The sequence below is a fragment of the Streptosporangium sp. NPDC005286 genome (assembly GCF_040607515.1).
GTDB lineage: Bacteria > Actinomycetota > Actinomycetes > Streptosporangiales > Streptosporangiaceae > Streptosporangium.
This window is the reverse complement of record NZ_JBEXGU010000027.1, coordinates 52,609-77,951: the sequence shown is the minus strand read 5'-3', so window position 1 is coordinate 77,951 and position 25,343 is coordinate 52,609. Positions and strand designations below refer to the sequence as shown.

The window sequence follows — 25,343 nt, the reverse complement described above, 5'->3', positions numbered from 1 at the left end:
ATCTGCCCGGTCTCCGGGTGGATCCCGACCATCATGAACCCCGGCACGTCCCCTCCGGAGGAGGCGGGCAACCGGTCCGGCATGCCCTGCGCCAGGGCCTTCAGGATGAGCTCGACCGCGACGATGCCGGTCCACAGGGTGAACGTCGGCTGCGGGTAGACGGCGTGGAAGAGCGTGCCGGGCTCGGCCCGCACCCGCAGGGGCACGGTCGTGCCGAAGTTGGACGGCTCGTCGGGCGAGGTGAGCGACTTGAGGACCACCTTGCAGATCGCCTCGGTGGCGCCGAACGGCATGTTGATCGGACCGGGGGTGGCCGGCGCGGAACCGTCGAAGTCCACGGTGAAGGTGCCGTCGGCGATGGTGACGGTGACCTGCATCCGGACCGGGTCCTCGGTGATGCCGTCGTCGTCGACCCAGTCGACCGCGGTCCACGACCCCTGCGGCAGCTCGGCGAGGGCGGCGCGGGTGCGCGCCTCGCCGTCCTCGATCATCCGCCCGACGGCGGCCTCCACCGTCGGGCGGCCGAACTTCTCCAGGATCTCCAGGAACCGGCGCTCGCCGGTGCGCAACGCGGCGACCTGCGCGTTCAGATCACCGATCACCAGATCCGGCATCCGCGAGTTGAACCGGATCAACTCGATGATCTCCCGGTTCGGCTCACCCCCCGAGAACACCTTCGTCCCCGGAAAGATGATCCCCTCCTGATGCATGTCCGTGGAATCCAGCACATACCCCGGATCCTTGGCCCCCAGATCCATCCAGTGAGCCCGCACACACAGAAAACCCACCAGCTCAGAACCCAGGAACACCGGCGAGAACAACGTCGCGTCATAGGCGTGCGCCGCGTTCCAGTACGGATAGTTCAGCAGCACCACATCACCCGGACGCAGGTTCTCCCGCCCCACGTACTCCACCCCCTTGCGCAGGGAGAAGTCGTTGGCGCCGAGGAAGAAGGTGAGCCCGGTGGCCTCGGCGATCAGCCGCAGGTCGGCGTCGTACATCGACATGCCGAAGTCGTGGACCTCGTAGATGACCGGGTTGAACGACGTGCGGATCAGCGTGGCCCGCATCTCCTCCGCCGCGGCGAGCAGGTAGCTGCGCACCACCTCGGCGGTCGCCCCGTCAAGGGTCTCGCCCAGTCGCTCGGTCACGACGCCACCTCCACAAGCCTGACCAGCAGGTAACCGTGCTCGTCGACCTCGACCCGCTGCCCCGAGGGGACCACGGTGGTCGAGGTGCCCTCGTCGATGAGGGCGGGTCCGTCGAACGCGTCGCCCGGCTCCAGCAGCGCGCGGTCGTAGACGGCGAACGACGCCGTGGCCCGGGTGCCGAAGTCGTAGGCGTCCCTGCGGGCGAACAGTGCCCGGCCCGCGTCGCCGTCGCCCGGCGGGCGCACCACCAACTCCGGCCGATCGGTGCGGCCGATGCCGCGCACCCGCAGGTTGAGGATCTGCAGCCGGTTGTCCATGGCATGGCCGTAGCGCGCCACGTGGGTCTCCTCGAACGCCCGCCTGATCGCGTCCCGGTCGAGGTCGCGGCCCGCGGTGACGATGAGCGAGTGCTCCTGCCCCAGGTAGCGCAGCTCGAACTGGCGCTCAAGGAGCATACGCCCGGCCGCGACCCGCTGCGCCTCCAGGGAGTCGACGGCCTCGGCCTCGATGCCCTTGAAGATCGTCTCCAGCTCGTCGAGGTCGGCGTCGTCCAGGGTGGCCATCACCGTACGGGAGAAGTCGTCGACGATGTCGGCGCTGAGCATGCCCCAGGCGGAGAACCCGGACGGCGCGAACGGCACGATGACCTCGCCGATGCCCATCTCCGCCGCGAGCAGCGGGGCGAGCAGCGGTCCGGCCCCGCCGAACGCGAGCAGCGAGAAGCCCCGGGGGTCGTGCCCCCGCTCGACGGTGATCTGCCGGACCGCGCCGACGGTCTTGGCCAGCAGCACGTCGAAGACGCCCGCCGCGGCGGCCTCCGTGCTCAGCCCCAGGGGCCGGGCCACCTGCTCGTCGAGCGCCGCGCGAGCGGCGTCGGCGTGCAGGTCCATGGTCCCGGCCAGGAAACGGCCCGGGTCCACGTAGCCGAGGACCACCGCCGCGTCGGTGACAGTGGGGCGGGTGCCGCCCCGGCCGTAACACACCGGGCCGGGGTCGGCACCCGCACTGTGCGGACCCACCTTGAGCAATCCCCTCTCCAACCACGCGATCGAGCCCCCTCCGGCCCCTATCGTGCGGATGTCGTAAGTGGGGATCAGCAGCGGGAAGTGCTCCAGCTGCGCCTCGTAGGCGGCCACCGGGGACCCGTGCTCGATCACGCACGCGTCCAGCGAGGTGCCGCCGATGTCGAAGGTGAGCAGGTCCCGGCGACCGAGGGCGGCGGCGAGGTGCGCCGCGCCGACGATGCCGCCCGCCGGGCCCGACAGCACCGTGTGCGTCGGGGAGGTCTTGGCCACGGAGGACGTCATGGAACCGCCGCCGGACCTCATGATCAGGAACTGCCCGCCGAACCCGCGCTCGGCCAGCCCATGCTCCAGCCTGTCGACGTACCTCTCGAAGATCGGCCGGATGTAGGCGTCGAGGACCGTCGTGCTGGTCCGCTCGTACTCGCGGTACTCCCTGACGATGTCGGTGGAGAGCGAGACCGTCACGTCCGGGTACGCCTCGCGGATGATCCGGGCGGCCTGGCGCTCGTGGGAGGGGTCGAGGAAGGAGTGCAGGAAGCAGACGGCGATCGACACCACGCCCTCCTCCTCGACCAGGACCCGGGCCGCCTCCCTGACGCCCTCGGCGTCGAGCTCCTCGACCACGCGGCCCCGGTGGTCGAGCCGTCCCCGCACCCCCGCGGTGTGACGGCGCCGCACGAGGCTCTCGGGGCGCTCGTACTGGAAGTCGTACATGTGGTCGGCGGGCACGTTGCCCCGGCCGATCAGGAAGATGTCGCGGAAGCCGTCGTTGGTGATGATCCCCGTCGGCTCACCGCGCCGTTCCAGGACCGCGTTGAGGCCCAGGGTGGTGCCGTGGATGAACAGCTCCACCTCCGACAGGTCGGTACCGAGCGCGGTGACCGCGTCGAGCACGCCCTCCCAGGGGCGGGCCGGGGTGGTCGAGGCCTTCCTGAAACGCACCTCATGAGTGCGGGTGTTCAGCTCCATCGCGTCGACGAAGGTGCCGCCGATGTCGACGGCCAGACGGATGTGCTTCGGGTCGGGCATTGAGGGTGTCACCTTTCGATCAGCGCGGGGATCTCGGCGGCGCGGTGGCAGGCGACCAGGCTCGCGTCGTACGGGCGGAGTTCCTGCTCCTGCTCTCCGCATTCGTCTGTCGCGAAGGGGCAGCGCGGCGCGAGGGCGCAGCCCCCGGCGGCGTCCGCCTCCTCCAGATCCTTGGTCAACTCGACCTGCGGGCCGCCGTAACCGACGCCGAGGCTGGGGGCACTGGACAGCAGCGCCCTGGTGTAGGGGTGCCCGGGATTGCCGAAGACCTCTTCCACCGGCCCCTCCTCGACGATCCGTCCCAGGTAGAGCACCACGACGCGGTCGCAGAACCCCCGCACGGTGGCCAGGTCGTGGGAGATGAAGACCGAGCCACGCGAGCTGTCGCCGCTCACCTCGGCGATCACCTTCAGGATCTGCGCCTGTACCGTGACGTCAAGCGCCGAGGTCGGCTCATCGAAGACGATCAGGTCGGGTTCGCCGACGAGCGCGCGGGCGATGCCGACGCGCTGCGCCTGCCCGCCGGACAGCTCGTGCGGGCGCCGCTCCAGGATCGACGGGTCCAGTTCCATCCGCTCCAGGGCGCGGGCGACGCGCGAGGCGCGCTCCGCGGCGGGCACCCCGGCGGCGCGCAGCGGCTCACCGATCGCGTCCTGCACGGTCCGCCGGGGACTGAGCGACCCGATCGGGTCCTGGAAGACCAGCTGGGCGCGGGTACGCAGCCGGCGCAGCCGGGCGCCGCGCAGCTCGGACAGGGCGTGACCAGCCACCTCGACCCTGCCTTGCGAGGGCTGCACCAGGCCGAGCATCAGCCTGGCCAGGGTGCTCTTACCGCAGCCGCTCTCCCCGACGACGCCCAGCCGCTCGCCCGCGGCGACGCTGAGGCTGACCCCGCGCAGCGCGTGGTGCCCCCCGCCGCCGAAGCGGCTGCGGTAGACGACGTGCGCGTCCTCGATGCGCAGCACGCTCTCTTTCGCACCGGGCGAGGTGGCCGTACCGGCGGACGGGACCGTTCCCGCGGGCGGGATCTCCGCGGGGACCGGCGGCTCGGCGGGGTCGTCGAGTGGGCCCGAGCGGGGGTGGAAGCAGGCGGCGCTCCAGTCCAGGGCCAGGGGCCCGGCGACGGGCAGGTCCGCCGTGCACAGCTGCGTCGCGTGCGCGCAGCGCGGCGCGAACGGGCAGGATGACGGCGCCTCGGTCAGCAGCGGCATCGCGCCGGGGGTCGCGGTCACCGGGCGCCCGTCGATGTCGGGCACCGAGCGCAGCAGCGCCCGCGTGTAGGGGTGGGCGGGCTCGTGGAGCACCTGCGGGCCTGGACCGCTCTCCACCACCGTCCCCGCGTAGAGCACCACGACGCGGTCGCAGACCTCCGCGATCGACGCCAGGTCGTGGGAGATCAGCAGCACACCGCGCCGCTCCGCGTTCGCGGCGAGCCGGAACCGGTTGAGGATCTCCCGGGTGAGCGTGACGTCCAGCCCGGTGGTGGGCTCGTCGGCGATCAGCAGGCCGGGCGCGCACCCGGTGGCCAGCGAGATCATGACGCGCTGCGCCATGCCGCCGGAGAGCTCGTGCGGGTAGGCGTCCAGGCGGCGCCTCGGGCTGCGGATGCCGACCGACTCGAACAGCTCGGCGGCGACCTCCCTGGCCGGAGCCGGGGCCAGCGACCGGTGGGTGACCAGCCGGTCGACGAGCTGGCGGCCGACGGTACGGGTGGGGCTGAGCGCGCCGCGCGGGTTCTGGAAGCAGATCGCGGCGCCGTGCCCGCGGAAGGCCTCCAGCTCGGCGGCGTCCATCGTCAGCACGTCGGCGCCGTCGAACATGACCCGTCCGGTCGTCTGGGAGCCGCCGGGCAGCAGGCCCACGATCGAGCGGGCCACCATGCTCTTGCCGCCGCCGCTCTCACCGACCAGGCCGACCACCTCGCCCGGCTCGACGCTCAGGTTCACCCCGCTCAGCGCGGCGACCCGGCGTCCCGGCCGCCGGATCACGACGGAGAGGTCCTCGATCGACAGGAGTGTCATCGTCTGTCACCTCCTTGTGGAGTCGGCGCGTTCCTGCAGGCCCTCACCGAGGAGGCTGAAGCCCAGGACGCAGATCAGCAGGAAGAGGCCGGGCGGGACCGAGGTCCACCACCGGCCCGCGACGACGTCACCGGAACCGAGGCTGATCATGGCGCCCCACTCCGCGGTGGGCAGCGGCACGCCGAGTCCCAGGAAGGACAGCCCGGCCAGCGTGAGCATGGCCCAGCCGCAGTTCAGCGGGGCGATGACACGCACCGGCGTCAGACTGTTGGGCAGTACGTGCCGCCAGAGCACCCCCCAGAAGGAGGAGCCGGAGGTGCGGGACGCCTCCACGAAGGGCAGCTCCCTGATGGAGCGCACCTCGGCGCGGACCAGCCGGGCGTAGGCGGGTGCGTTCACCAGGGCGATGACCGCGATCAGGTTCACCATGCCGTCGTCGCCGCCACCGAGCAGCGCGGCCACCGCCAGGGCCAGGATGAAAGTGGGGAACGCCTGGAAGACGTCGAGCACCCGCATCAGCACGTCGTCGGCCCAGCCTCCCCGGTATCCGGCGACCAGGCCGACGAGGCTGCCCGCGACCACGGCCAGGGCGACCGCGGCGACGGCGATGCCGACGTCGAGCCGGGCGGCGTGCAGGACCCGGCTCCACACGTCCATGCCGTTGAGGTCGGTGCCCAGCAGGTGCGCGCCGCCCGGCGGGGCGAGGGAGGCGAGGGGGTCGATCTCCTCGGGACCCCAGGAGCTCAGCAGCGGCGCGAACAGGACGGCCACCGCGACCACGGCCAGGATGGCGGAGCCCACCGTGATCAGGGACGACGCGAAGCGACGGTCCGCGCCCGCCTCCCGGGCTCGTGGCGCTTCGGCCATCAGATCCTCACTCTCGGGTCGAGGATCGCGTGGACGACGTCGGCGATGAGGAAGACCACCACGTAGAACAGCGCGATCACGAGCACCGACGCCTGAACCACCGGGTAGTCCCGGTAGAGCAGGCCGCGCAGCGCCCACTGCCCGAAGCCCTGCCAGGAGAAGACGTACTCCACGAGGACCGTCGAGCCGATGGAGAAGCCGAACACCAGGGCCGCCAGCGCGGGAAGCCGCACCAGCGTGGCCCGCACCAGGTAGCCGCGGAGCAGCAGCCGGTCCTTCAGGCCGTGCGCGGCGGCGGCCGTGTACGCCTCGGAGGCCAGTACCTCAAGCGCGGAGGCCCGGACGCTGCGCAGCAGCGGCGCGACGATGACGATGACCAGCGTGGCCACCGGCAGCGCGAGGTGCTCCAGCGCGGAGACGAACGCGGGGCCGTTGGCGGTCAGCGCCGCGTCGAGCAGGTCGGCGCCGGTGATCAGGTTCAGCTCGGTGTCGGGATCCACCCGGCCGCTGGGTGCCGGGAACCAGCCCAGCACGCTGTAGCCCACCAGGACCAGCACCAGGCCGAGCCAGAACTCCGGTACCGAGTTGCCGATGAGCGCCGCGACGCGGACCGTGTGGTCGCCGAACCGGCCCGCGTGCCTGGCCGACCAGATGCCGAGCACCACCGCCAGCACCAGCGCCACGGCCAGCGCGATCACCACGAGTTCCATGGTCGGCCCCACCCGCAGGGCCATCTCCGAGCCCACCGGGGCACCGCTCTGGATGGAGGTGCCGAAGTCACCGGTGAACAGTCCCCCGATGTAGTCGAGGAACTGCTGCCACAGGGGCCGGTCCAGCCCGAACCTGGCCCGCGCCGCGGCGGCGTCCGCCTCCGTGGCGTTGGGGCCGAGGATGGTACGGATCGGGTCACCCGGCAGGACCCTGACGAGCAGGAAGGTCAGCACGACCACCCCGAGGAGCACCGGGACGAGCTGGAACAGCCGCCTGAGGACGAACCGGAGGATACGCATGGATCAGGAGGAGGTGCTCAGGTAGCGCAGCCGGGCCAGGCCGTCCATCGGCTGGACCCATCCCGCCACCTCTTCCCGGACCGGGAGGTTGAAGTTGGGCTGGCAGATGACGACCCATGGCACGTCCTCGGCCAGGATCTCCTGCACGCGCTGCCAGAGCCCGGCACGCTCGGCCGCGTCGACGACGGTGTGGGAGTCCTCGAAGATCTTCTCGATCTCGGGGTTGACGTAGTTGGAGTAGTTGAGGCTGGCGCCCTTGGTGAAGCTGGTGCCGAGCATGTACTCCACGTCGTTGACCCAGAGCTGGCCCAGGGTGATCTGCAGGGGGATGTTCTTCTTCGCCCTGCGCTCGCCGAGCGTGGCGGGGTCGAGCGGGGTGAGCTTCAGCTCGATGCCGGCCTTCCTGGCCTCGCTCTGCACGAGCACGGCGATCTGCTGCTGCTCCTCGCTGTCGGTCTGGAAGACCAGCTCGGAGGTGATCGAGGTCTTGCCCGCCGCGGCCAGCGCCTCCTTGGCCTTGGCGACGTCGTAGGCGTAGGGGTAGCCGGTCTCGGAGTAGCCGGGCATGTCCAGCGGGACGACGCTCTTGGCCGCCCGTGCGTCGCCACCGTAGACGTTGGCGATGATCTGCTCGTACGGCACCGCGTGGGCGAGCGCCCTGCGCACCGCGGGGTCGTCGAAGGGGGCGGTGGTCACCGACATCTGGATGGCGAGCTGGTTGTTGCTCGGCGCGGAGATGACCTTGATGCCCTTCGTGGACTTGAGGTCCTTGATGTCGCGCTGGCCGATGCCGAAGGCGACGTCGATGTCGCCGTTCTGCAGTTGCAGGCGCTGGTTGGAGGCCGCGGGCACCACGCTCAGCCTGATCTCGGAGCTCTTGGCGCCGTCGGTGCCCGGGTAGCCGGCGTTGGCGGTGAGCACGATCTCCTGGCCCTGGACCGCCTTCTCCACGTTGAAGTAGCCGCCGGTCGGGGGGTTCTTGGCGAACCACTCCTTGGCCCAGGGGTCGGCGTCGGTGGCGTGCTTCTTCGCCTCCTCGGAGTCGAAGACGTACAGCGAGATGGCCTGGATCTGCCGGGTCAGCGCGCTGGGGAAGGCCTGGGTGAACGTCACCGTGTAGTCGTCGACCACCTCGACCTGGTCGGCCTTGGTGAGCCCGATCAGCCGGTAGACGCCGGCCACGTTGGCCTTCGCGGCGAACGCGCGGTCCTTGGACCACTTGACGTCCTTGGCGGTCATCTCGTTGCCGCTGGCGAACTTGACGCCCTTGCGCAGCTTGAGGGTCCAGACCTTGTTGTCGGCGTCGGGCTCGAAGGACTCGGCGAAGGTGGGGGCGATGGCCTCGGTGTCGAGGATCTGGCCGTCGCCGACCGAGGTGACCCCGTAGTCGACCATGTAGGGGAAGACGTTCTTGTAGAGCATCAGGGCGGTCAGGTCGAACCCGACGAAGTCCTGGTCCCAGCTGCTCAGGTAGCTGCTCACCGCGATCCGCAGCTTCGAGGCGCCCGGGGCCCCGCCGGGGGCGGTGCTCGCCGCGGGCGCGGTGGATCCGCCGCCCCCGGTGGTGCCGGCGGCGCATCCGGTCGCCAGGAGGAGGGCGACCCCGCTGCCGAGCTGCAGGACCGAGCGGCGGGACAGCGCCGGGGATCCCGGACCGTTGGGACGAGAGAAGCCGGGCACGGCAGTCCTCCAGGGGGCCACAGGGGATAGGCCGCGAGGGAGACGGTCCACCCGACCTACATGTGGCATTTGTTCTATCAGACCTGAGTTTAGTGAACAAGTGACCAATGTCTGTTCACGAACGAGGCCAATGCCCAGAGAAGCACCAGGACAGCATAAAGATCATGCCCAACAGCCATGTTCACTGAATTTCACAAGACTGTCGCCCATATGTGACCGGCACCCCGTACCGTATCGGCAGAATCGCCTCCGCCCGGCGGCCCGACCCGCCCCGAAGCGACGACAGGACCACTTTCCGCCTGACACTCGACCAGCGGAAAAGATCTTAGTGCGGTACTACCGTGTCACCATGGCCGCGAAGGAAACCAGCAGCGTGACCGTCGATCACGATCTGCTCGATCACGCCAGGCAGCGGGGCGGCACCGGCTCACCTTCCGCCTACGTCAACGAGGCCCTCACCCTGGAAGTCCGGCGAGAGCGCCGGCGCCGCGCACTCTGGAACACGAAGGCCGCTGACGCCGACCCCGATCACGTGGCCCGCATGATGGCCCACGTCGAGAGCCAGGGCGAGCGCGACCGATGACCGGCCCCACCTTCCGGACACGAGCCTCCTGATGGACACCCCTGTCGCTCTCCTGCGACACCAAAGCCCCCAGGTCCGCCCGGCGGCCTCGGCCACCCTCCCGGCACTCACCCGGTGCACATTTTTTGGGCGGATTTAAGCGCATTTGTATGGAAATAAAGCATTTGACCGCCTATGGCTTGACAGTTAATCCCCACGGGCATGACTACCTGGGTGAAGACTGAGCCGGTCAATGGGCGGCTGGCCGATCATCTGTCGATCGGGATCCTCACCTCCGCCTTCCCCGTACCGCTCCTCGACGAGGTCGTGCTGGCCAGCGGCTGCGCCGACCAGCGGCGGCGGGCACTGCCCGCCCGCCTGACGATCTACTACGTGCTGGCCCTGTGCATGTTCCCGGACCGGAACTACGACGAGATCATGCGCCTGCTGCTGAACGGCCTGTCGTGGCGTTCGCACTGGGCCAAGAGCTGGGAGCCGCCCAGCGTGTCGGCGATCAGCCGGGCCCGCACGCGGCTCGGCGCGGAACCGCTGCGGGTGCTGTTCCGCCGGGTGGCCGGGCCGCTGCCGGAGCCCGGGGCCGCCGGGTCGTGGCTGGCCGGACTGCGGCCGGTGTCGCTGGACGGCACCGCGCTGACCATCCCCGAGACCCGCGACAACGCGGCGTTCGGCTACCCGGACGAGAGTGCCCGCCTGCCGTGCGTACGGGTGGTGGCCGTGGTCGACGGCGGGACGCACGCGCTGATCGACGCGACCATCGGCGGTTCGGGGGCGGACCGGCAGGCGCTCGCGCCGAGGCTGCTGCGCCGCCTGGAGCCCGGCGTGCTGCTGCTCGCCGGCCCGGGGGCGAGAGGGGCCGAGCTGTGGCGGCAGGCGGCGGGGACCGGCACGCACCTGCTGTGGCGGACCGGCGGAGCGGGCGGGTTCCCCGTGGCGCGCCGCCTCGGCGACGGGTCGTTCCTGTCCAGGCCGCCCGGCTGGGCGGACGCCTTGCTGCGGGTCATCCCGCTGCCCGGTGCGGAACGGCTGATCACCACGCTGCTCGACCCGGGAAGGGCTCCGGCGCCGGAGCTGGTGGCGCGGTACGCGGAGCGCTGGGTCATGGACCGCGCGCTGGCCTGGCTGCGATCCGACCGGAGCGGCGCGGTGCTCGCGCTGCGCTCCCGGACCCCCGAGACGGTGGCCCAGGAGATCTGGGCGCTGCTCTGCGTCTACCAGGCGGTACGGGCCCTGACCTGCCGGGGAACCGATCGCGCGCGGGGGTGGCCCGCCTCCCGGGTGCGTACCGGAAGGCGGACCGAGGGTGTGTCGGGAGCGGGATCGCCTAGGGGGTGGTGAGGTACAGCTTCTGGTCGAAGACACCTGAGTTGGCGACGGTCTCCCCCATGAGCTGGAAGGTGGCGGTGTAGCTGGCCGTGCCGGGGCACAGGATGCTGCCGCTGTCCTTGGTGAGGGCGTAGCTGGTGGCCTTGGCCTGGGCCTGGGCGATCGCTGTTTTCGGACGGCTGGCGTTGTCGGGGTTGAAGGCGTCCAGGGCGATGCTGTTACCGGCGCCGGAGCCCCGGTAGACACAGCTGATGGTGCCGAACCAGCCGGTGGACACCGAGGAGACCTTGACGCCCAGCAGGGTCACGATGCCGTCGCGCCCGGGGGTCACCTTGTTGTAGACGACGGTGCCGCCGTTCCAGGCGAGCCCTACCGGGGACACGGTGGAGGAGCCTCCGGCACTGTTCGGGCATGCCGGGCCGGGAGTGTTGCTGAAGTTGAAGACCGAGACGTTCAGCGCGGTGCCGTCCGACTGGACCGTCCCGTCGATGTTGCCCGTGTTGCAGGTGGCGGTGGCGAGCGTGGTCGAGACCGACACCGGATCGATGAGCGTGGCCCGGATCTTGCCCGAATAGGGGAGGCCCGTGTCGGTGTCCCGGTGGATCGTGGTGCCGGCCGCCGAGGCGGGAAGCGGGGCGAGAACGAGTGCCGTCATGGCGACGGCGGCGGCGGCGAGGTTTCGGATACGTTTCATCGGCCACTCCCTTGTAATGTGCTGGACATCGTGAGGGTAGATAGCCGCATATTCACCGTCAATATCAATCACCCAAACACCGCAATCGGACTTCGATATCACCTCCTAAGTCAATTGAAGCACTGTTGACATAAGCGCTTCGCCATTGAATGAATCGACCGGTGAGTCGGCCGGGATTCCCGCGGAGGAAAGCAGTCCGATCGGCCGCCGGACTCCCGCACCAACGCCTGCCCCCCATCTGAGCAGCGTGTGAGCCCCCGGACAGCGGAGTCGGCGGCAATTCGGGCGCCCAAGCGCTTCTCTCAACCGTTCTCCCGATCGAGCGTGCCGCGACGGCCGGAGACGAAATACAGGGGAAAACGGTCCACCCCGTCGGCCGCGCTTGAATCGGACGCCCCTTTGCCCGCTCCCCGCCGCTGTCGCCATCCGAAAACAAACGCGACGGCCCCGCGTCTGGAAATACGCATTCGCCCACAGTTCTGTCGAGCGTTTTGTGTGTTCGGATGACAAGCGGAGTCCGCGAGTCCCGGGGCGTGTCCCCGCACGGCGGCACGAGGGCCCCGCCGATCGGCGGGGCCCGTCTGTCAGCGGGACCCGTCGGGTCAGAAGCCCTGGGCCAGGCGGTAGTAGGCCTGGTTCCAGCGGATCTCCTTGGCGAACTGGCGGGGGGTGGTGTCGGCGTCGATGACCAGCAACTCGACACCGAGCATGTCGGCGAGGTCGGTGAGCTCCTCGCCGGTCAGCGCGGAGGACAGGACCGTGTGGTGCGGGCCTCCGGCGGTGAGCCACGCCTCGGCGGAGGTGCTCAGGTTCGGGCGGGGCCGCCACACCGCGCGGGCCACGGGCAGGTTGGGCAGCGGCTCGGCCGGGGTGACCACGTCGATCTCGTTGGCCACCAGCCGGAACCGCTCCCCCATGTCCGACAGACCGATCACCACCGCCGGGCCGGGTTCGGCGTCGAAGACCAGCCGGACGGGGTCCTCGCGCCCGCCGATGCCCAGCGGGTGGATCTCGCACGAGGGCACCCCGGCGGCGATCGTCGGGCAGACCTCCAGCATGTGCGCGCCCAGGATGACCTCCTGGCCCGGGGCCAGGTGGTAGGTGTAGTCCTCCATGAAGGAGGTGCCGCCGGCAAGGCCGGTCGCCATCGTCTTCAGGGTGCGCAACAGCACCGAGGTCTTCCAGTCGCCCTCCCCGCCGAAGCCGTAGCCGTCGCCCATCAGCCGCTGCACCGCCAGCCCCGGCAACTGCCGCAGGCCCCCGAGGTCCTCGAAGTTGGTGGTGAACGCGCCGAAGCCCCCCTCGGTGAGGAAGTGGCGCAGACCCAGCTCGATGCGGGCGGCATACCGCAGGGACTCGTGGCGCTCGCCCCCGGCCCGCAGCTCGGGGGCGACCTTGTAGGTGTCCTCGTACTCAGCGACCAGGGTGTCCACCTCGGAGTCCGCCGCCGCGTCGACCACGGCGACCAGGTCGTTGACGCCGTAGGTGTTGACCGAGACGCCGAAGCGCAGCTGCGCCTCCACCTTGTCGCCCTCGGTGACCGCCACGTCGCGCATGTTGTCGCCGAAGCGGGCCAGCCGCAGCGAGCCGACCTCCGCGCGCCCGGCCGCGGCCCGCGCCCACGCGCCGATGCGCGCGGCCACCGCCGGGTCGCTCACGTGCCCGGCGACGGTCTTGCGCGCCACGCCCAGCCGGGACTGGATGTAGCCGAACTCGCGGTCGCCGTGGGCCGCCTGGTTGAGGTTCATGAAGTCCATGTCGATGGAGCTCCACGGCAGCGCCACGTTGGCCTGGGTGTGCAGGTGCAGCAGCGGCGTGCGCAGCGCGTCCAGCCCGGCGATCCACATCTTGGCCGGGGAGAAGGTGTGCATCCAGGCGATCACCCCGATGCAGGCGTCCGAGGCGTTCGCCTCCAGGCAGACCCTGCGGATCGACGCGGCGTCGGTGAGCACCGGCTTCCACACCAGCCGGAACGCCAGCGACTCACCGAGTCGCTCGGCGATCCGCCGGGACTGCCCGGCCACCTGGGCCAGCGTCTCCTCTCCGTACAGGCCCTGGCTTCCGGTGAGGAACCAGATCTCACGCTCGTGGAGGATCAACGCGGACTCCTTTGCCCGTAGACGTTCTGGTAGCGGTCGTACAAACTGTCGACGGCGGGTCGCGGGATCGGCAGCGGGTCGCCCAGCTGGCGGGCCACGTGCACGGTGCGCGCGACGTCCTCGCACATCACCGCGGCCTTGACCGCGGCGCGGGCGTCCGCGCCGATGGTGAAGACGCCGTGGTTGCGCATCAGGATCGCCGGGGAGCGGTGTCCCTCCAGGGTGGCGACGATTCCCTTGCCGATGTCGTCCCCGCCGATCAGCGCGAACGGCCCCACCGGGATCTCCCCGCCGAACTCGTCCGCCATGGCCGTCAGCACGCACGGGATCGCCTCGCCCCGCGCCGCCCAGGCGGAGGCGTACGTGGAGTGGGTGTGCACCACCCCGCCGACCCGCGGCATCGCCCGGTAGACGTACGCGTGCGCGGCGGTGTCGCTGGACGGCGACAGCTCGCCCCCGACCGGCTCCCCGTCCAGGTCGCAGACCACCATCGACTCCGGGCTCAGCTCGTCGTACGAGACCCCGGACGGCTTGATGACGAACAGGTCCTCGCCCGGCACCCGCCCCGAGATGTTGCCCGCGGTCCAGGCGACGAGGTTGTAGCGGACCAGTTCGTCGTGGAGCCGGCAGACCGTCTCGCGCAGCTTCCTGACGACGGCGCTCATCCGGCTCCCCCGGTCGTATGGTCCTCTCGCTGGGTCACGCGTCCTCCTTCTTCTCTGATGTGCTCGCCTCGTTACGCAGGGCCCGCAGGCCGTGCAGCATCTCCCCGTCGGCGAAGTGGTCGTGCAGGCGGCGGTAGTCGGCGTACAGCCGGTCGTAGGCGTCGGCGCGCCCGGCGTCGGGCAGGTGGACGGCCTCGGCGCGCCTGCCCATCGCGGCCGAGGCCGCGGTGATGTCCGGGTAGGCCCCGGCGGCGACCGCGGCGTGGATGGCCGACCCCAGGGCGCATCCCTGCTCCGAGCCGATCACCGAGATCGGGCGGCGCAGCACGTCGGCGTAGACCTGCATCAGGAACCGGTTCTTGATCAGGCCGCCCGCGGCGACGAACTCGGTCACCGGCACCCCGGAGTCCTCGAAGGTCTCCACGATCACGCGGGCGCCGAACGCGGTGGCCTCGATCAGCGCCCGGTAGGTGTCCTCGGGTCTCGTCGCGAGGGTCTGGCCGACGAGTACGGCCGAGAGGTCGTGGTCGACCAGCACCGAGCGGTTGCCGTTGTGCCAGTCGAGTGCCACCAGGCCGTGCTGCCCGACGCTCTGCGCGGCGGCGAGTTCGGTGAGGTACTCGTGCGCGGTGAGCCCGCGCCGTTCGGCCTCCCGCTCGTAGGAGCCGGGCACCGAGGTCTCCACGAACCAGCCGAAGATGTCGCCGACACCCGACTGGCCCGCCTCGTATCCCCACAGTCCCGGCACGATCCCGTCGCGCACCACACCGCACATGCCGGGCACCTCCGCCAGCGCGTCGGACGGCATGATGTGGCAGGTGGAGGTGCCCATGATGGCGACCATCTGACCGGGCCGCACGGCGTCGGCGGCGGCGGCCGTGACGTGGGCGTCCACGTTGCCGACCGAGATCGCCACCCCCTCGGGCAGTCCGGTCCAGGCCGCGGCGCGGGCGTCCAGCCGGCCCGCGAGACCGCCGAGGGGCGACAGCTCCTGACCGAGCTTGGCGGTGAAACCGGCGAAGGCCGGGTTGAGCTCGGCCAGGAACTCCGCCGAGGGGTAGCCGTCGCCGGTGTGGATGGCCTTGTACCCGGCGGTGCACACGTTGCGGGTCTCCACGCCGGTGAGCTGCCAGACGATCCAGTCGGCGGCCTCGATCCAGCGCTCGGCGCGGCCGTAGACCTCCGGGTCCTCCTCCAGTACCTGCAGGCCCTTGGCGAAGGCCCACTCCGCGGAGATCTTCCCGCCGTAGCGGGGCAGCCACGCCTCCTTCCTGCGCGCGGCGACGGCGTTGATCCGGTCGGCGTGCGGCTGCGCGGCGTGGTGCTTCCACAGCTTCGGCCACGCGTGCGGGCGCTCCGCGAGCCCGTCGACCTCGCAGAGCGGGGTGCCGTCCGCGGTGGCGGGCAGTACGGTGCAGGCGGTGAAGTCGGTGCCCAGGCCGACGACCCGTGACGGGGAGATCCCGGCCGCCGCCACCGCCCCGGGCACCGCCACGCGCAGCACCTGCCGCCAGTCCTCGGGCGACTGCAACGCCCAGTCGGGGCCCAGCCGCACGGCACTGCCGGGCAGCCGTTCCTCGATCACCCGGTGTGCGTACTCGTGCACGGCCGTGCCGACCTCGGCGCCGTCGCTCACCCGCACCACCACGGCGCGGCCGGACAGCGTGCCGAAGTCGACACCGACCACGTAGCGGTCATTGTTAGCGTTCACACAATCTCCAGGACCTCGACGGGGTAGGGCTCCCGCGCGGGAGCCGGGGGGTTCAGGTGCGCCGCGCCGCACCGAGGCGTTGCAACAGGATGAAGGCGAAGAGCAGCAGGCCGATGAAGATCTTGGTCCACCAGGAGCTGAGGGTCCCCTCGAAGCTGATGATCGTCTGGATCAGCCCGAGGACGAGCACGCCGAGCACGGTGCCGAGCAGGTAGCCGTACCCCCCGGTCAGCAGCGTGCCGCCGATCACGACCGCGGCGATCGCGTCCAGCTCCATGCCGACCGCGTGCAACCCGTAGCCCGACAGCATGTAGAAGGAGAGCAGCACGCCGCCCAGCGCGGAGCAGAATCCGCTGATCGTGTAGACCGCGATCTTCGTCCTGGCCACCGGCAGGCCCATGAGCAGCGCCGACTGCTCGCTGCCGCCGGTCGCGTAGACGTTGCGGCCCAGCCGGGTGTAGTGCAGCACGTACGCTCCGGCGAGGATCACCACGACGGCGACGAGCACGCTCGGCGAGACGAACGCGCCGCCCGGCAGGTCGATCCTGGCCTGGGCGAGGCCGGTGTACGTCGGGTCGGTGATCGAGATCGAGTCGGTGCCGATGGTGTAGCAGAGCCCCCTGGCCAGGAACATGCCGGCCAGGGTCACGATGAAGGGCTGGATGTCGAAGTAGTGGATCACGCAGCCCATGGCGAGGCCGAGCACCGCGCCGACCGCCAGCACCAGCGGGATCACCAGCGCGGGCGGCCAGCCCCCGTCCGTCACCAGGCTCGCCGAGATCATCGTGGCGAGCGCGACCACCGCCCCCACCGACAGGTCGATGCCGCCGGTGAGGATCACGAACGTCATGCCGACCGCCACGACCAGCAGGAACGCGTTGTCTATGAAGACGTTGAGCACCACCTGCCCGGACGCGAAGCCCTCGTAGCGGATACCGCCGGCCACGAACATCGCGAGGAACAGCCCGCCGGTCACCAGGACCGGCAGGTACTTGCGGGGGATCGACCGGTTCGGCGAAAGCACGCCCAGGCTGGTCATATGGCGACCCTCACCTTCGTGTCGGCGCCGGTGGACGCGGGTGGAGCGCCACGTCCTCGGCGGTGGAACACCTTCTCCCTGAAGGTCGGTGACTGCAGCAGGCAGACCAGGGTGACGACGAGCGCCTTGAAGAGCAGTGTCGTCTCCGGCGGCACGCCGATCGAGTAGATCGTGGTGGTCAGCGTCTGGATGATGAGCGCGCCGAGCACGGTGCCGCCGAGCGAGAACCGGCCGCCCGCGAGCGAGGTGCCGCCGATCACGACCGCGAGGATCGCGTCGAGCTCGATCCAGAGCCCGGCGTTGTTGCCGTCGGCGCTGGACACGTTGGAGCTGATCATCAGCCCCGCGATGCCGGCGCACAGGCCGCAGAACGCGTAGACCACGATGATCAGGCCCCGGGAGCGGATGCCCGCCAGGCGGCTGGCCTCGGCGTTCCCGCCAACCGACTCGATGAGCAGGCCGAGGGCGAGGCGCCGGGTGAGGAAGGCGGTCACCGCGAGCACGACCAGCACGAGCAGGATGCAGAAGGGCACGGTGAGCCAGTAGCCGCCGCCCACCAGCTTGTACGGCACGCTGTTGACGGTGATGATCTGGCCGTCGGTGACCAGCTGGGCCAGCCCCCGCCCGGCGACCATCAGGATCAGCGTCGCGATGATCGGCTGGATGCCGATCCCGGCGACCAGGAACCCGTTCCACACCCCCAGCACCAGGGAGAGCACCAGCGCCAGGCCGATCGCCGCGAGGACGCCGCCCACCGCGTTCTGGTCGTCCAGCTCGCTGATCCGCAGGCAGGCGAGCGCCCCGGAGATGGCCACCATCGATCCCACGGACAGGTCGATGCCGCCGGTGGCGATGACGAGTGTCATGCCGACCGCCACCAGGATCAGCGGCGCGCCGAAGCGGATGATGTCGATGAGGCTGCCGTAGAGGTGGCCGTCCTTCATCTGCACCGACAGGAAGCCGTCGGTGAACGCGACGTTGGTCGCCAGCAGCAGGACGAGAACGAGCGTCGGCCACAGCAGGCGGTGCCTGGCGAGACGGTTCATGGGCGGGCTCCGCTGGCGATCGTCTCCATGAGGACGTCGACCGTGAGGTCGTCGTCGTTGGGCAGCTGCGCCACCAGGTGCCGGTCGCGCAGCACGCCGACCCGGTGGCTGAGACGGAGCACCTCCTCCAGCTCGGCGGAGATGAACAGCACGGCCATGCCCCCGTCGGACAGGGAGACGACCAGGCGCTGGATCTCGGCCTTGGCCCCGACGTCGATACCGCGGGTCGGCTCGTCCAGGATGAGCAGCCGTGGCTCGACGATGAGCCAGCGGGCCAGCAGCACCTTCTGCTGGTTGCCGCCGCTGAGGTTGCGCACGAGCTGTTCGGGATTGGGAGGGTTGATCCGCAGCGCGCCGATGTACTTCTCCACCAGCTCGTCCTGGCGGCGGCGCGGTATGGGCCTGGCCCAGCCGCGCGCCGCCGCCAGGGCCAGCACGATGTTCTCCCGTACGGTGAGGTCGGCGATCAGGCCCTCGGTCCGCCGGTTCTCCGGGCAGAAGGCGACTCCCCTGGCGGTCGCGGCGCGCGGGGTGCGCAGCGAGACCGGCGTACCGTCGATCGCCACCTCCCCGGTTCCCGCGTGGTCCGCGCCGAAGAGCAGGCGGGCGATCTCGGTGCGGCCGGAGCCGAGCAGCCCGGCCAGGCCCACCACCTCGCCCTGGTGGATGGAGAGCGTGAACGGCCGCACGGCCCCCGCCCTGCCGAGTTCCCTCGCCTCGATGACCACGTCGCCGGTCCGCGCCAGGTCCTTGGGCTTCTCGTCGAGCCGTGCCAGGTCGGCGAGCTCATTGCCGATCATCTTGCCGACCAGCTCGACCTGGCTCAGCTCGGCGGTGAGGTACTCGCCGACCAGCCGGCCGTTGCGCAGGATCGTCATCCGGTCGGCGATCTCGTAGACCTGGTCGAGGAAGTGCGAGACGAACATGATGGCGATCCCCTCGTCCTTGAGCCGCCGCATCACCTCGAACAGCTGCGCGACCTCCCCCGCGTCCAGGCTGGAGGTCGGCTCGTCGAGGATGAGCACGTTCGCGGAGATGTCGACGGCCCGCGCGATCGCCACCATCTGCTGCACGGCCGGCGAGTACGAGGACAGCGGCGCCGAGACGTCCAGGTCGAGGTCGAGCCTGGCGAGCAGCTCGGCCGCGCGCCGCCGCGTCTCCCCCCACCGGATGCGGCCGAAGCGGCGCGGCTCGCGCCCGATGAAGATGTTCTCGGCCACCGAGAGGTTCGCGCAGAGGTTGAGCTCCTGGTAGACCGTGCTGATCCCGGCCCGCTGCGCCGCCAGGGGCCCGGCGAAGGCGACCGGCGCGCCGGCCAGCTCGATCTCGCCCGCGTCGACGTCGTACACGCCGGTGAGCACCTTGATGAGCGTCGACTTCCCCGCGCCGTTCTCTCCCATCAGCGCGTGCACCTCCCCCGGCAGGAGTCTGAAGTCCACGCCGGTCAGCGCCTTGACGCCGGGGAACTCCTTGCTGATCCCGATCATCCGCAGGATCGGGTCGGGTGCGGCCATGCGACTCCCTTTCCTCCCAGGAGACGGGCCGCCCGCGAGGCGGCCCGCCGGGTCAGTTGCGGCGGGTGGGCGGCGCCGTTCCGGCCCGCTCCCGCGTGAGGATCGTCTTCGTACGGGCCGGCATCCGCCGGCCCGCCGCGACCTGCTCGACCGGGTCCGCCGGCCGGGCGTCCGGTGTCGGTGGGGTTCGCTGGGACTCGTCTGGCCGTTAACGCTAACATCAACGGGCGGGCTTGTTCGCGTCACGCGTGGACCGGTGCGGTGCTGGCCCTGGCCACGAACCTCGGCGGAACGACGTGCCGCTCGTGGGACCATTCCGCGCCCGCCTCCATCTGCCTGAGCAGCAGTTCGATGCTCCATCTCCCGACCGCCCCGAAGTCCTGCCTGACCGTGGTGAGCGGCGGGGTGAAGAACTCCGACTCCGGGATGTCGTCGAACCCCACGATGCTGATCTGCTCGGGCACCCGCACTCCCAGCTCGGCGAAGGCCCGCAGCGCACCGAGCGCCATCTGGTCGTTGGCGACGAACACCGCGGTGACACCCGGCACCGCCGCCAGGCGCAGACCCGCCTGGTAGCCGGAGCGCGGGCTCCAGTCACCGGGTAGCGGTTCGGGGATCGGACGGCCCGCGGAGACCAGCACGTCACGCCAGCCCTCGATCCGTCCCTCGACCTCCAGCCAGTCCGGCGGGCCGCCGATGTGCCAGACGGTCTCGTGGCCGAGGTCGAGCAGGTGCCTGGTGGCCAGCCGGGCACCGTGGACCTGGTCGACGCTGACCACCGACACGTCGCCGGAGTGGCCGCCCTCGACGGCCACCACGGGGATGTCGGTGGGCACGTCGGCCAGCGCGGGGGCGGCCGAGCGCTGCGGCGCGACCACCACGATGCCGTCGACGCCCTGCTCGGCCAGGTAGCCGAGCGCGTCGCGCACCCCCGCGGTGTCGATGGTCTTGAGGCTGACCATGCTGACGAAGTAACCCGCCGACCTGGCGGCCTGCTCGATGCCGTACACGGTGCTCGCCGGCCCGTACAGGGTCGTGTCGAAGCTGACCACGCCGAGGGTGCGGGTATGCCTCGTGACCAGGGCGCGGGCCACCATGTTGCGCCGGTAGCCGAGCTCGTGGATCGCCGCCAGCACCCGGGCGCGGGTCTCGGCACGGACGTTGGGGTGATCGTTGAGCACGCGCGAGACCGTCTGGTGCGACACGCCGGCCTTCGTGGCGACATCCGCCATCACCGGCGGGCGGCGCTCGTGGCTCGGGCTCACGGTCGGCTCCTTCTGGTGGCTTGGCACAGACTGTGAGCGCTAACAACACCTCGCGTCAAGCACCCGCCACATTGCAGTCTGGTTACACGGGAACCATTCGTTAACGTCTACTTGACGGCACCGTCATCACGCCCTTAACTGTCCCATACCCCCGTTGTTAACGCTCACATCTCCTCCGGGAAGGTCTTCATGACGCGAGGACTCCTGACCGCCCGGGGGTTGACAGCCGACCGACTCAGGCATTTGATGTCTCGTCACACAGCCGGCCGGATCTCCGCGGAGTCCCGCGCCGTCGTTGTGAACGCTCACAAAATGCTCACGGAATTGCTCACGGACCTGCTCATGGACGGTGGAGCGAGCCGGGTCACGGCTCGCTCCCGCATCGCCGCGGGCACGGCCCCGAAGGAACGCGCCCCGGTGGCGGCACGCGCCGCCCGCTCCCGGGACGCGCCGCCTCCCACCTCTCCCGCGGCCCTCCCCCGGCCAGGACCCCGGACCCCCACACTGGAGGTATTCGATGAAGTTCGCGAAGCTGGTCACCTTCTCGGTGAGCCTGGCTCTCGCCATGGGAGTGACGGCCTGTGGCTCAAGCGTCAAGACCGTCGACCAGGGCGCGTCGGAGGCCGCCTCCGCGGCGCCCGCCGACACCCTGGTCGGCGTCACGATGCCGACCAAGTCCTCCGAGCGCTGGATCCACGACGGTGACAACGTCAAGAGCGCCCTGGAGAAGCTGGGCTACCAGGTCGACCTGCAGTACGCGGAGAACGACATCCCCACGCAGGTCAACCAGATCGAGAACCAGATCACCAAGGGCGCCAAGCTGCTGATCATCGCCTCGATCGACGGCACCGCCATCACCACGCAGCTCCAGCAGGCGGCCGACAAGAAGATCCCGGTGATCGCCTACGACCGGCTCATCCGCAACTCGCCGAACGTCGACTACTACGCCACCTTCGACAACTTCAAGGTGGGCGTGCAGCAGGCGACCTCGCTCCTGGTCGGCCTGAAGCTGAAGAAGGAGGACGGCTCCGACGGCGACGCCAAGGGCCCGTTCAACATCGAGATCTTCGCCGGCTCGCCGGACGACAACAACGCCACCTTCTTCTACAACGGCGCGATGGAGACCCTGAAGCCGTACATCGACTCCGGCACCCTGGTCGTCAAGAGCGGCCAGACCGACTTCAAGACCGTCGCGATCCTGCGCTGGGACCCGGCCACCGCGCAGAAGCGGATGGAGGACCTGATCACCAAGTCCTACTCCGGCGACACCTTGGTCGACGGCGTGCTCTCCCCGTACGACGGTCTGTCCATCGGCATCCTGTCGGCGCTGAAGAGCAGCGGCTACGGCACCGCCGGCCAGCCGTACCCGATCGTGACCGGCCAGGACGGCGAGGTCGCCTCGGTCAAGTCGATCATCGCGGGTGAGCAGTACGCGACGATCTACAAGGACACCCGCGAGCTGGCCGCCGTCACCGTCGAGATGGCCGACGCGGTGCTCAAGGGCGGCAAGCCCGAGGTGAACAACACCGAGGACTACGACAACGGCAACAAGGTCGTCCCGTCCAACCTGCTGGAGCCCGTGATCGTCTACAAGGACAACTACAAGAAGGTCCTCGTCGACTCCGGCTACTACACCGAAGACCAGCTCAAGTAGGAGCACCGGCGCCACCCCCGCGGGCGTCCGCGGGGGTGGCGGGGCTCCCCGAGGACGCCGAGGAGGCGGACGGCTTGACCGACGACATACTCCGGATGCGCGGGATCACCAAGACGTTCCCGGGCGTCAAAGCCCTGCAGGACGTCAACCTGGCGGTACGCAGGGGCGAGATACACGCGATCTGCGGGGAGAACGGCGCCGGGAAGTCGACGCTGATGAAGGTCCTGTCCGGCGTGTACCCGCACGGTTCGTACGACGGCGAGATCTTCTTCGACGGCGAGCCGTGCCGCTTCTCCGACATCAGGGACAGCGAGAAGCACGGCATCGTGATCATTCACCAGGAGCTGGCGCTCAGCCCGTACCTGTCGATCGCCGAGAACATCTTCCTCGGCAACGAGCGGACCAGCCGCGGCCTGATCGACTGGAACCGGACCAACGCCGAGGCCGCCGAACTGCTGGAGCGGGTCGGGCTGCGCGAGAACCCGGTGACGCGCTCGATGGACATCGGGGTCGGCAAGCAGCAGCTGGTGGAGATCGCCAAAGCGCTGTCCAAGCAGGTCAGACTGCTCATCCTCGACGAGCCGACCGCCTCGCTCAACGACGAGGACTCGGCGCACCTGCTCGACCTGCTGCGCGGGCTGCGCGAGGAGGGCATCACCTCGGTGATCATCTCGCACAAGCTGAACGAGATCCAGGCCGTCGCCGACTCCACCACGATCCTGCGTGACGGCCGGACGATCGAGACCCTGGACATGCGGGGCGACCGGGTCACCGAGGAGCGCATCATCGCCGGCATGGTGGGCCGCGACCTCGAACACCGCTTCCCGCCGCACGAGCCGAGGATCGGTGAGGAGGCGCTGCGGATCGAGGACTGGACGGTGCACAGCCCCAGCCAGCACGACCGCGTCGTCGTCTCCGGCGCCAACCTGACGCTGCGCCGCGGCGAGATCGTCGGCCTGGCCGGCCTGATGGGCGCCGGCCGCACCGAGCTGGCGATGAGCGTGTTCGGCCGGAGTTACGGGGTCGGCATCTCCGGCCGCGTCTACAAGAACGGCGGGGAGATCCAGCTCCGCACGGTCGGCGAGGCGATCGGCCACGGGCTCGCGTACGCCACCGAGGACCGCAAGCGGTACGGCCTCAACCTGATCGACGACATCAAGCGGAACGTGTCGGCCGCCGCGCTGGGGAAGCTGGCCAGGCGCGGCTGGGTCGACGACAACAAGGAGTACCAGGTCGCCGACGGCTTCCGGGAGAGCATGAACATCAAGGCTCCCAGCGTGCTGTCGGTCACCGGGAAGCTCAGCGGCGGCAACCAGCAGAAGGTGGTGCTGTCGAAGTGGATCTTCACCGACGCCGACGTGCTGATCCTCGACGAGCCCACCCGCGGCATCGACGTGGGCGCCAAGTACGAGATCTACTCGATCATCAACCAGCTCGCCGACCAGGGAAAGGCCATCCTGGTCATCTCCTCGGAGCTCCCCGAGCTGCTCGGCGTCTGCGACCGCATCTACGCCATGTCCGCCGGTCGCATCACCGGTGAGGTCCCCCGGGCCGAGGCCACCCCGGAACGGCTCATGCAGCTCATGACCAAGGAAAAGGAGTAAGGGCACGATGGAGGTCCCGACCCGTGAGACAGCGCCACCGAGCGGCGGCCTTCCGGTGGTCCCCGCGAAGACGCCCGCCGGCCGCCTCTCCGTCAACCTGCGACAGAGCGGCATCTACATCGCCTTCGCGCTGATCATCGTGCTGTTCTCCATCCTGACCGACGGAGAGCTGCTCAGCCCGCAGAACATCTCCAACATCATGGTGCAGAACTCCTACGTTCTGATCCTGGCCATCGGCATGATCCTGATCATCATCGCCGGTCACATCGACCTCTCCGTGGGCTCGGTGGTGGGACTCACCGGCGCGATCGCGGCGGTGCTGATGGTCGACATGGACGTGGCCTGGCCGCTGGCGATCCTGATCACGCTGGTCGCGGGTGCGCTGATCGGGGCCTGGCAGGGCTACTGGATCGCCTACTTCGGCATACCGGCGTTCATCGTGACCCTGGCCGGAATGCTGGTCTTCAGGGCGCTGACCCTGACCGTGCTCGGCAACCAGGGCATCGGCCCCTTCCCCGACGAGGTGCGGACCCTCGCCAACGGTTTCGTGCCCGGCTTCTTCGGCAACATCGGCCTCGGCCCGCTCGGCGGCGCCGACCTGCTGACTCTGCTCGTCGGCCTGGCCGCGGTGGCCGGGATCGCCGGCACCCAGTGGCGGGCCCGCCAGGCACGGCTGGGCTACCGGCAGAAGGTCGACGCGCTGCCCCTGTTCCTGCTGAAGATCGGCGCCGCCGCCGCGGTGGTGATGGTGGTCATCGTGCAGCTCGCCAGGTTCAAGAACCTGCCCTGGGTGCTGGTGCTGCTGGCGATCCTGGTGCTGGGCTACACGCTGCTGACCAACCGCGCGGTCTTCGGCCGCCACATCTACGCCATCGGCGGCAACCTGAACGCCGCGAGCCTGTCCGGCATCAAGGTGAAGTCCGTCACGTTCTGGATCTTCGTCAACATGGGGGTGCTCGCCGCGCTCGCCGGGATCATCTTCGCCGGGCGGCTGAACCAGGCCGGCCCGACGGCGGGCAACGGCTTCGAGCTGGACGCCATCGCGGCCGCCTTCATCGGCGGTGCCGCGGTCCAGGGCGGGGTGGGCAAGGTGGTCGGCGCCCTCACCGGCGGCCTCATCATGGCCGTGATCAACAACGGCATGTCCCTGATCGGCGCGCCCAGCGAGCGGGTCATGCTCTTCAAGGGCCTGGTCCTGCTCGCCGCCGTGGCCCTGGACGTCTGGACCAAACGCCGGGCCGGCTCGGCCCGCTGACCCCGCTCCCCTCACGCGCCCGCGTCCGTCGCGCGGGACGGCGAGCTGCCCGGTGGCTCCCGGGTGTGGACCCCCTTACCTGAGGGTAAGCGAGGATTCTCACCGGCT

The 25,343-nt window shown here is 70.1% G+C and carries 19 protein-coding genes; 5 read left to right on the top strand and 14 right to left on the bottom strand.

Annotated features, from left to right (window positions below):
- The 6 genes from ABZU75_RS13280 to ABZU75_RS13255 all read right to left on the bottom strand — a co-directional run.
- The coding region (locus tag ABZU75_RS13280) for a hydantoinase B/oxoprolinase family protein (RefSeq protein ID WP_355553180.1) at window positions 1-1,151 on the bottom strand (1,151 nt) is incomplete at its 3' end.
- The gene (locus ABZU75_RS13275) at window positions 1,148-3,205 is read right to left on the bottom strand and encodes a hydantoinase/oxoprolinase family protein (protein WP_355553177.1); all 2,058 of its coding nucleotides are present in this window, start codon (window positions 3,203-3,205) and stop codon (window positions 1,148-1,150) included. The genes ABZU75_RS13275 and ABZU75_RS13280, both read right to left, overlap by 4 nt.
- An 8-nt stretch (window positions 3,206-3,213) precedes the next feature.
- Complete coding sequence (locus tag ABZU75_RS13270) at window positions 3,214-5,226, bottom strand: dipeptide ABC transporter ATP-binding protein (RefSeq protein ID WP_355553174.1); 2,013 nt, start codon at window positions 5,224-5,226, stop codon at window positions 3,214-3,216.
- 6 nt (window positions 5,227-5,232) lie between these two features.
- A complete protein-coding gene (locus tag ABZU75_RS13265) occupies window positions 5,233-6,093 on the bottom strand; it encodes an ABC transporter permease (RefSeq protein WP_355553171.1) in 861 nt (286 codons plus the stop codon).
- On the bottom strand, window positions 6,093-7,103 hold the full coding sequence (locus tag ABZU75_RS13260) for an ABC transporter permease (RefSeq protein WP_355553168.1): 1,011 nt from the start codon (window positions 7,101-7,103) through the stop codon (window positions 6,093-6,095). The genes ABZU75_RS13265 and ABZU75_RS13260 overlap by 1 nt, the downstream gene beginning before the upstream one ends.
- Before the next feature lie 3 nt (window positions 7,104-7,106).
- Window positions 7,107-8,783, bottom strand: a complete 1,677-nt coding sequence (locus ABZU75_RS13255; protein WP_355553165.1) for an ABC transporter substrate-binding protein — start codon at window positions 8,781-8,783, stop codon at window positions 7,107-7,109.
- Window positions 8,784-9,132: 349 nt separating this feature from the next.
- On the opposite strand from ABZU75_RS13255, the gene ABZU75_RS13250 reads away from it, so the two are divergent.
- Window positions 9,133-9,366, top strand: coding sequence for a type II toxin-antitoxin system CcdA family antitoxin (locus ABZU75_RS13250; protein WP_355553161.1), 234 nt, complete (start codon window positions 9,133-9,135; stop codon window positions 9,364-9,366).
- 213 nt (window positions 9,367-9,579) lie between these two features.
- Window positions 9,580-10,701 carry a transposase domain-containing protein gene (locus tag ABZU75_RS13245; RefSeq protein WP_355553158.1) on the top strand — a complete coding sequence of 374 codons (1,122 nt, stop codon included), beginning with the start codon at window positions 9,580-9,582 and terminating at the stop codon, window positions 10,699-10,701.
- Here ABZU75_RS13245 and ABZU75_RS13240 read toward each other — a convergent pair.
- The 8 genes from ABZU75_RS13240 to ABZU75_RS13205 form a co-directional block, all read right to left on the bottom strand.
- The gene (locus ABZU75_RS13240) at window positions 10,688-11,383 is read right to left on the bottom strand and encodes a hypothetical protein (RefSeq protein ID WP_355553155.1); all 696 of its coding nucleotides are present in this window, start codon (window positions 11,381-11,383) and stop codon (window positions 10,688-10,690) included. The genes ABZU75_RS13245 and ABZU75_RS13240 overlap by 14 nt on opposite strands.
- A gap of 602 nt (window positions 11,384-11,985) precedes the next feature.
- Complete coding sequence (gene araA, locus ABZU75_RS13235) at window positions 11,986-13,482, bottom strand: L-arabinose isomerase (protein ID WP_355553152.1); 1,497 nt, start codon at window positions 13,480-13,482, stop codon at window positions 11,986-11,988.
- Window positions 13,479-14,147: an L-ribulose-5-phosphate 4-epimerase gene (locus ABZU75_RS13230; protein WP_355553149.1), complete on the bottom strand. Its 669-nt coding sequence runs from the start codon at window positions 14,145-14,147 to the stop codon at window positions 13,479-13,481. The genes araA and ABZU75_RS13230 overlap by 4 nt, the downstream gene beginning before the upstream one ends.
- Window positions 14,148-14,181: 34 nt before the next feature.
- Window positions 14,182-15,858, bottom strand: coding sequence for a ribulokinase (araB, locus tag ABZU75_RS13225; protein WP_355553146.1), 1,677 nt, complete (start codon window positions 15,856-15,858; stop codon window positions 14,182-14,184).
- A gap of 52 nt (window positions 15,859-15,910) precedes the next feature.
- Window positions 15,911-16,897, bottom strand: a complete 987-nt coding sequence (gene yjfF / locus ABZU75_RS13220) for a galactofuranose ABC transporter, permease protein YjfF (protein WP_355553143.1) — start codon at window positions 16,895-16,897, stop codon at window positions 15,911-15,913.
- Window positions 16,894-17,943 carry an ABC transporter permease gene (locus ABZU75_RS13215; RefSeq protein WP_355553140.1) on the bottom strand — a complete coding sequence of 350 codons (1,050 nt, stop codon included), beginning with the start codon at window positions 17,941-17,943 and terminating at the stop codon, window positions 16,894-16,896. Before ABZU75_RS13215 ends, yjfF begins: the two co-directional genes overlap by 4 nt.
- The gene (locus ABZU75_RS13210) at window positions 17,940-19,457 is read right to left on the bottom strand and encodes a sugar ABC transporter ATP-binding protein (protein WP_355553137.1); all 1,518 of its coding nucleotides are present in this window, start codon (window positions 19,455-19,457) and stop codon (window positions 17,940-17,942) included. The genes ABZU75_RS13215 and ABZU75_RS13210 overlap by 4 nt, the downstream gene beginning before the upstream one ends.
- Before the next feature lie 242 nt (window positions 19,458-19,699).
- Window positions 19,700-20,689 carry a LacI family DNA-binding transcriptional regulator gene (locus ABZU75_RS13205; RefSeq protein ID WP_355553187.1) on the bottom strand — a complete coding sequence of 330 codons (990 nt, stop codon included), beginning with the start codon at window positions 20,687-20,689 and terminating at the stop codon, window positions 19,700-19,702.
- A 550-nt stretch (window positions 20,690-21,239) separates the two neighbouring features.
- Between ABZU75_RS13205 and chvE the strand changes: the two genes are divergently transcribed.
- The 3 genes from chvE to mmsB all read left to right on the top strand — a co-directional run bounded on the left by chvE (window position 21,240) and on the right by mmsB (window position 25,235).
- Entirely contained in the window at window positions 21,240-22,376 is a 1,137-nt protein-coding gene (gene chvE / locus ABZU75_RS13200; RefSeq protein WP_350915129.1) for a multiple monosaccharide ABC transporter substrate-binding protein, read from the top strand.
- A gap of 95 nt (window positions 22,377-22,471) precedes the next feature.
- The gene (gene mmsA, locus ABZU75_RS13195) at window positions 22,472-23,980 is read left to right on the top strand and encodes a multiple monosaccharide ABC transporter ATP-binding protein (RefSeq protein ID WP_355553184.1); all 1,509 of its coding nucleotides are present in this window, start codon (window positions 22,472-22,474) and stop codon (window positions 23,978-23,980) included.
- 7 nt (window positions 23,981-23,987) lie between these two features.
- Window positions 23,988-25,235, top strand: coding sequence for a multiple monosaccharide ABC transporter permease (gene mmsB, locus ABZU75_RS13190; RefSeq protein WP_350956768.1), 1,248 nt, complete (start codon window positions 23,988-23,990; stop codon window positions 25,233-25,235).
- The last annotated feature ends 108 nt before the right edge of the window (window positions 25,236-25,343 follow it).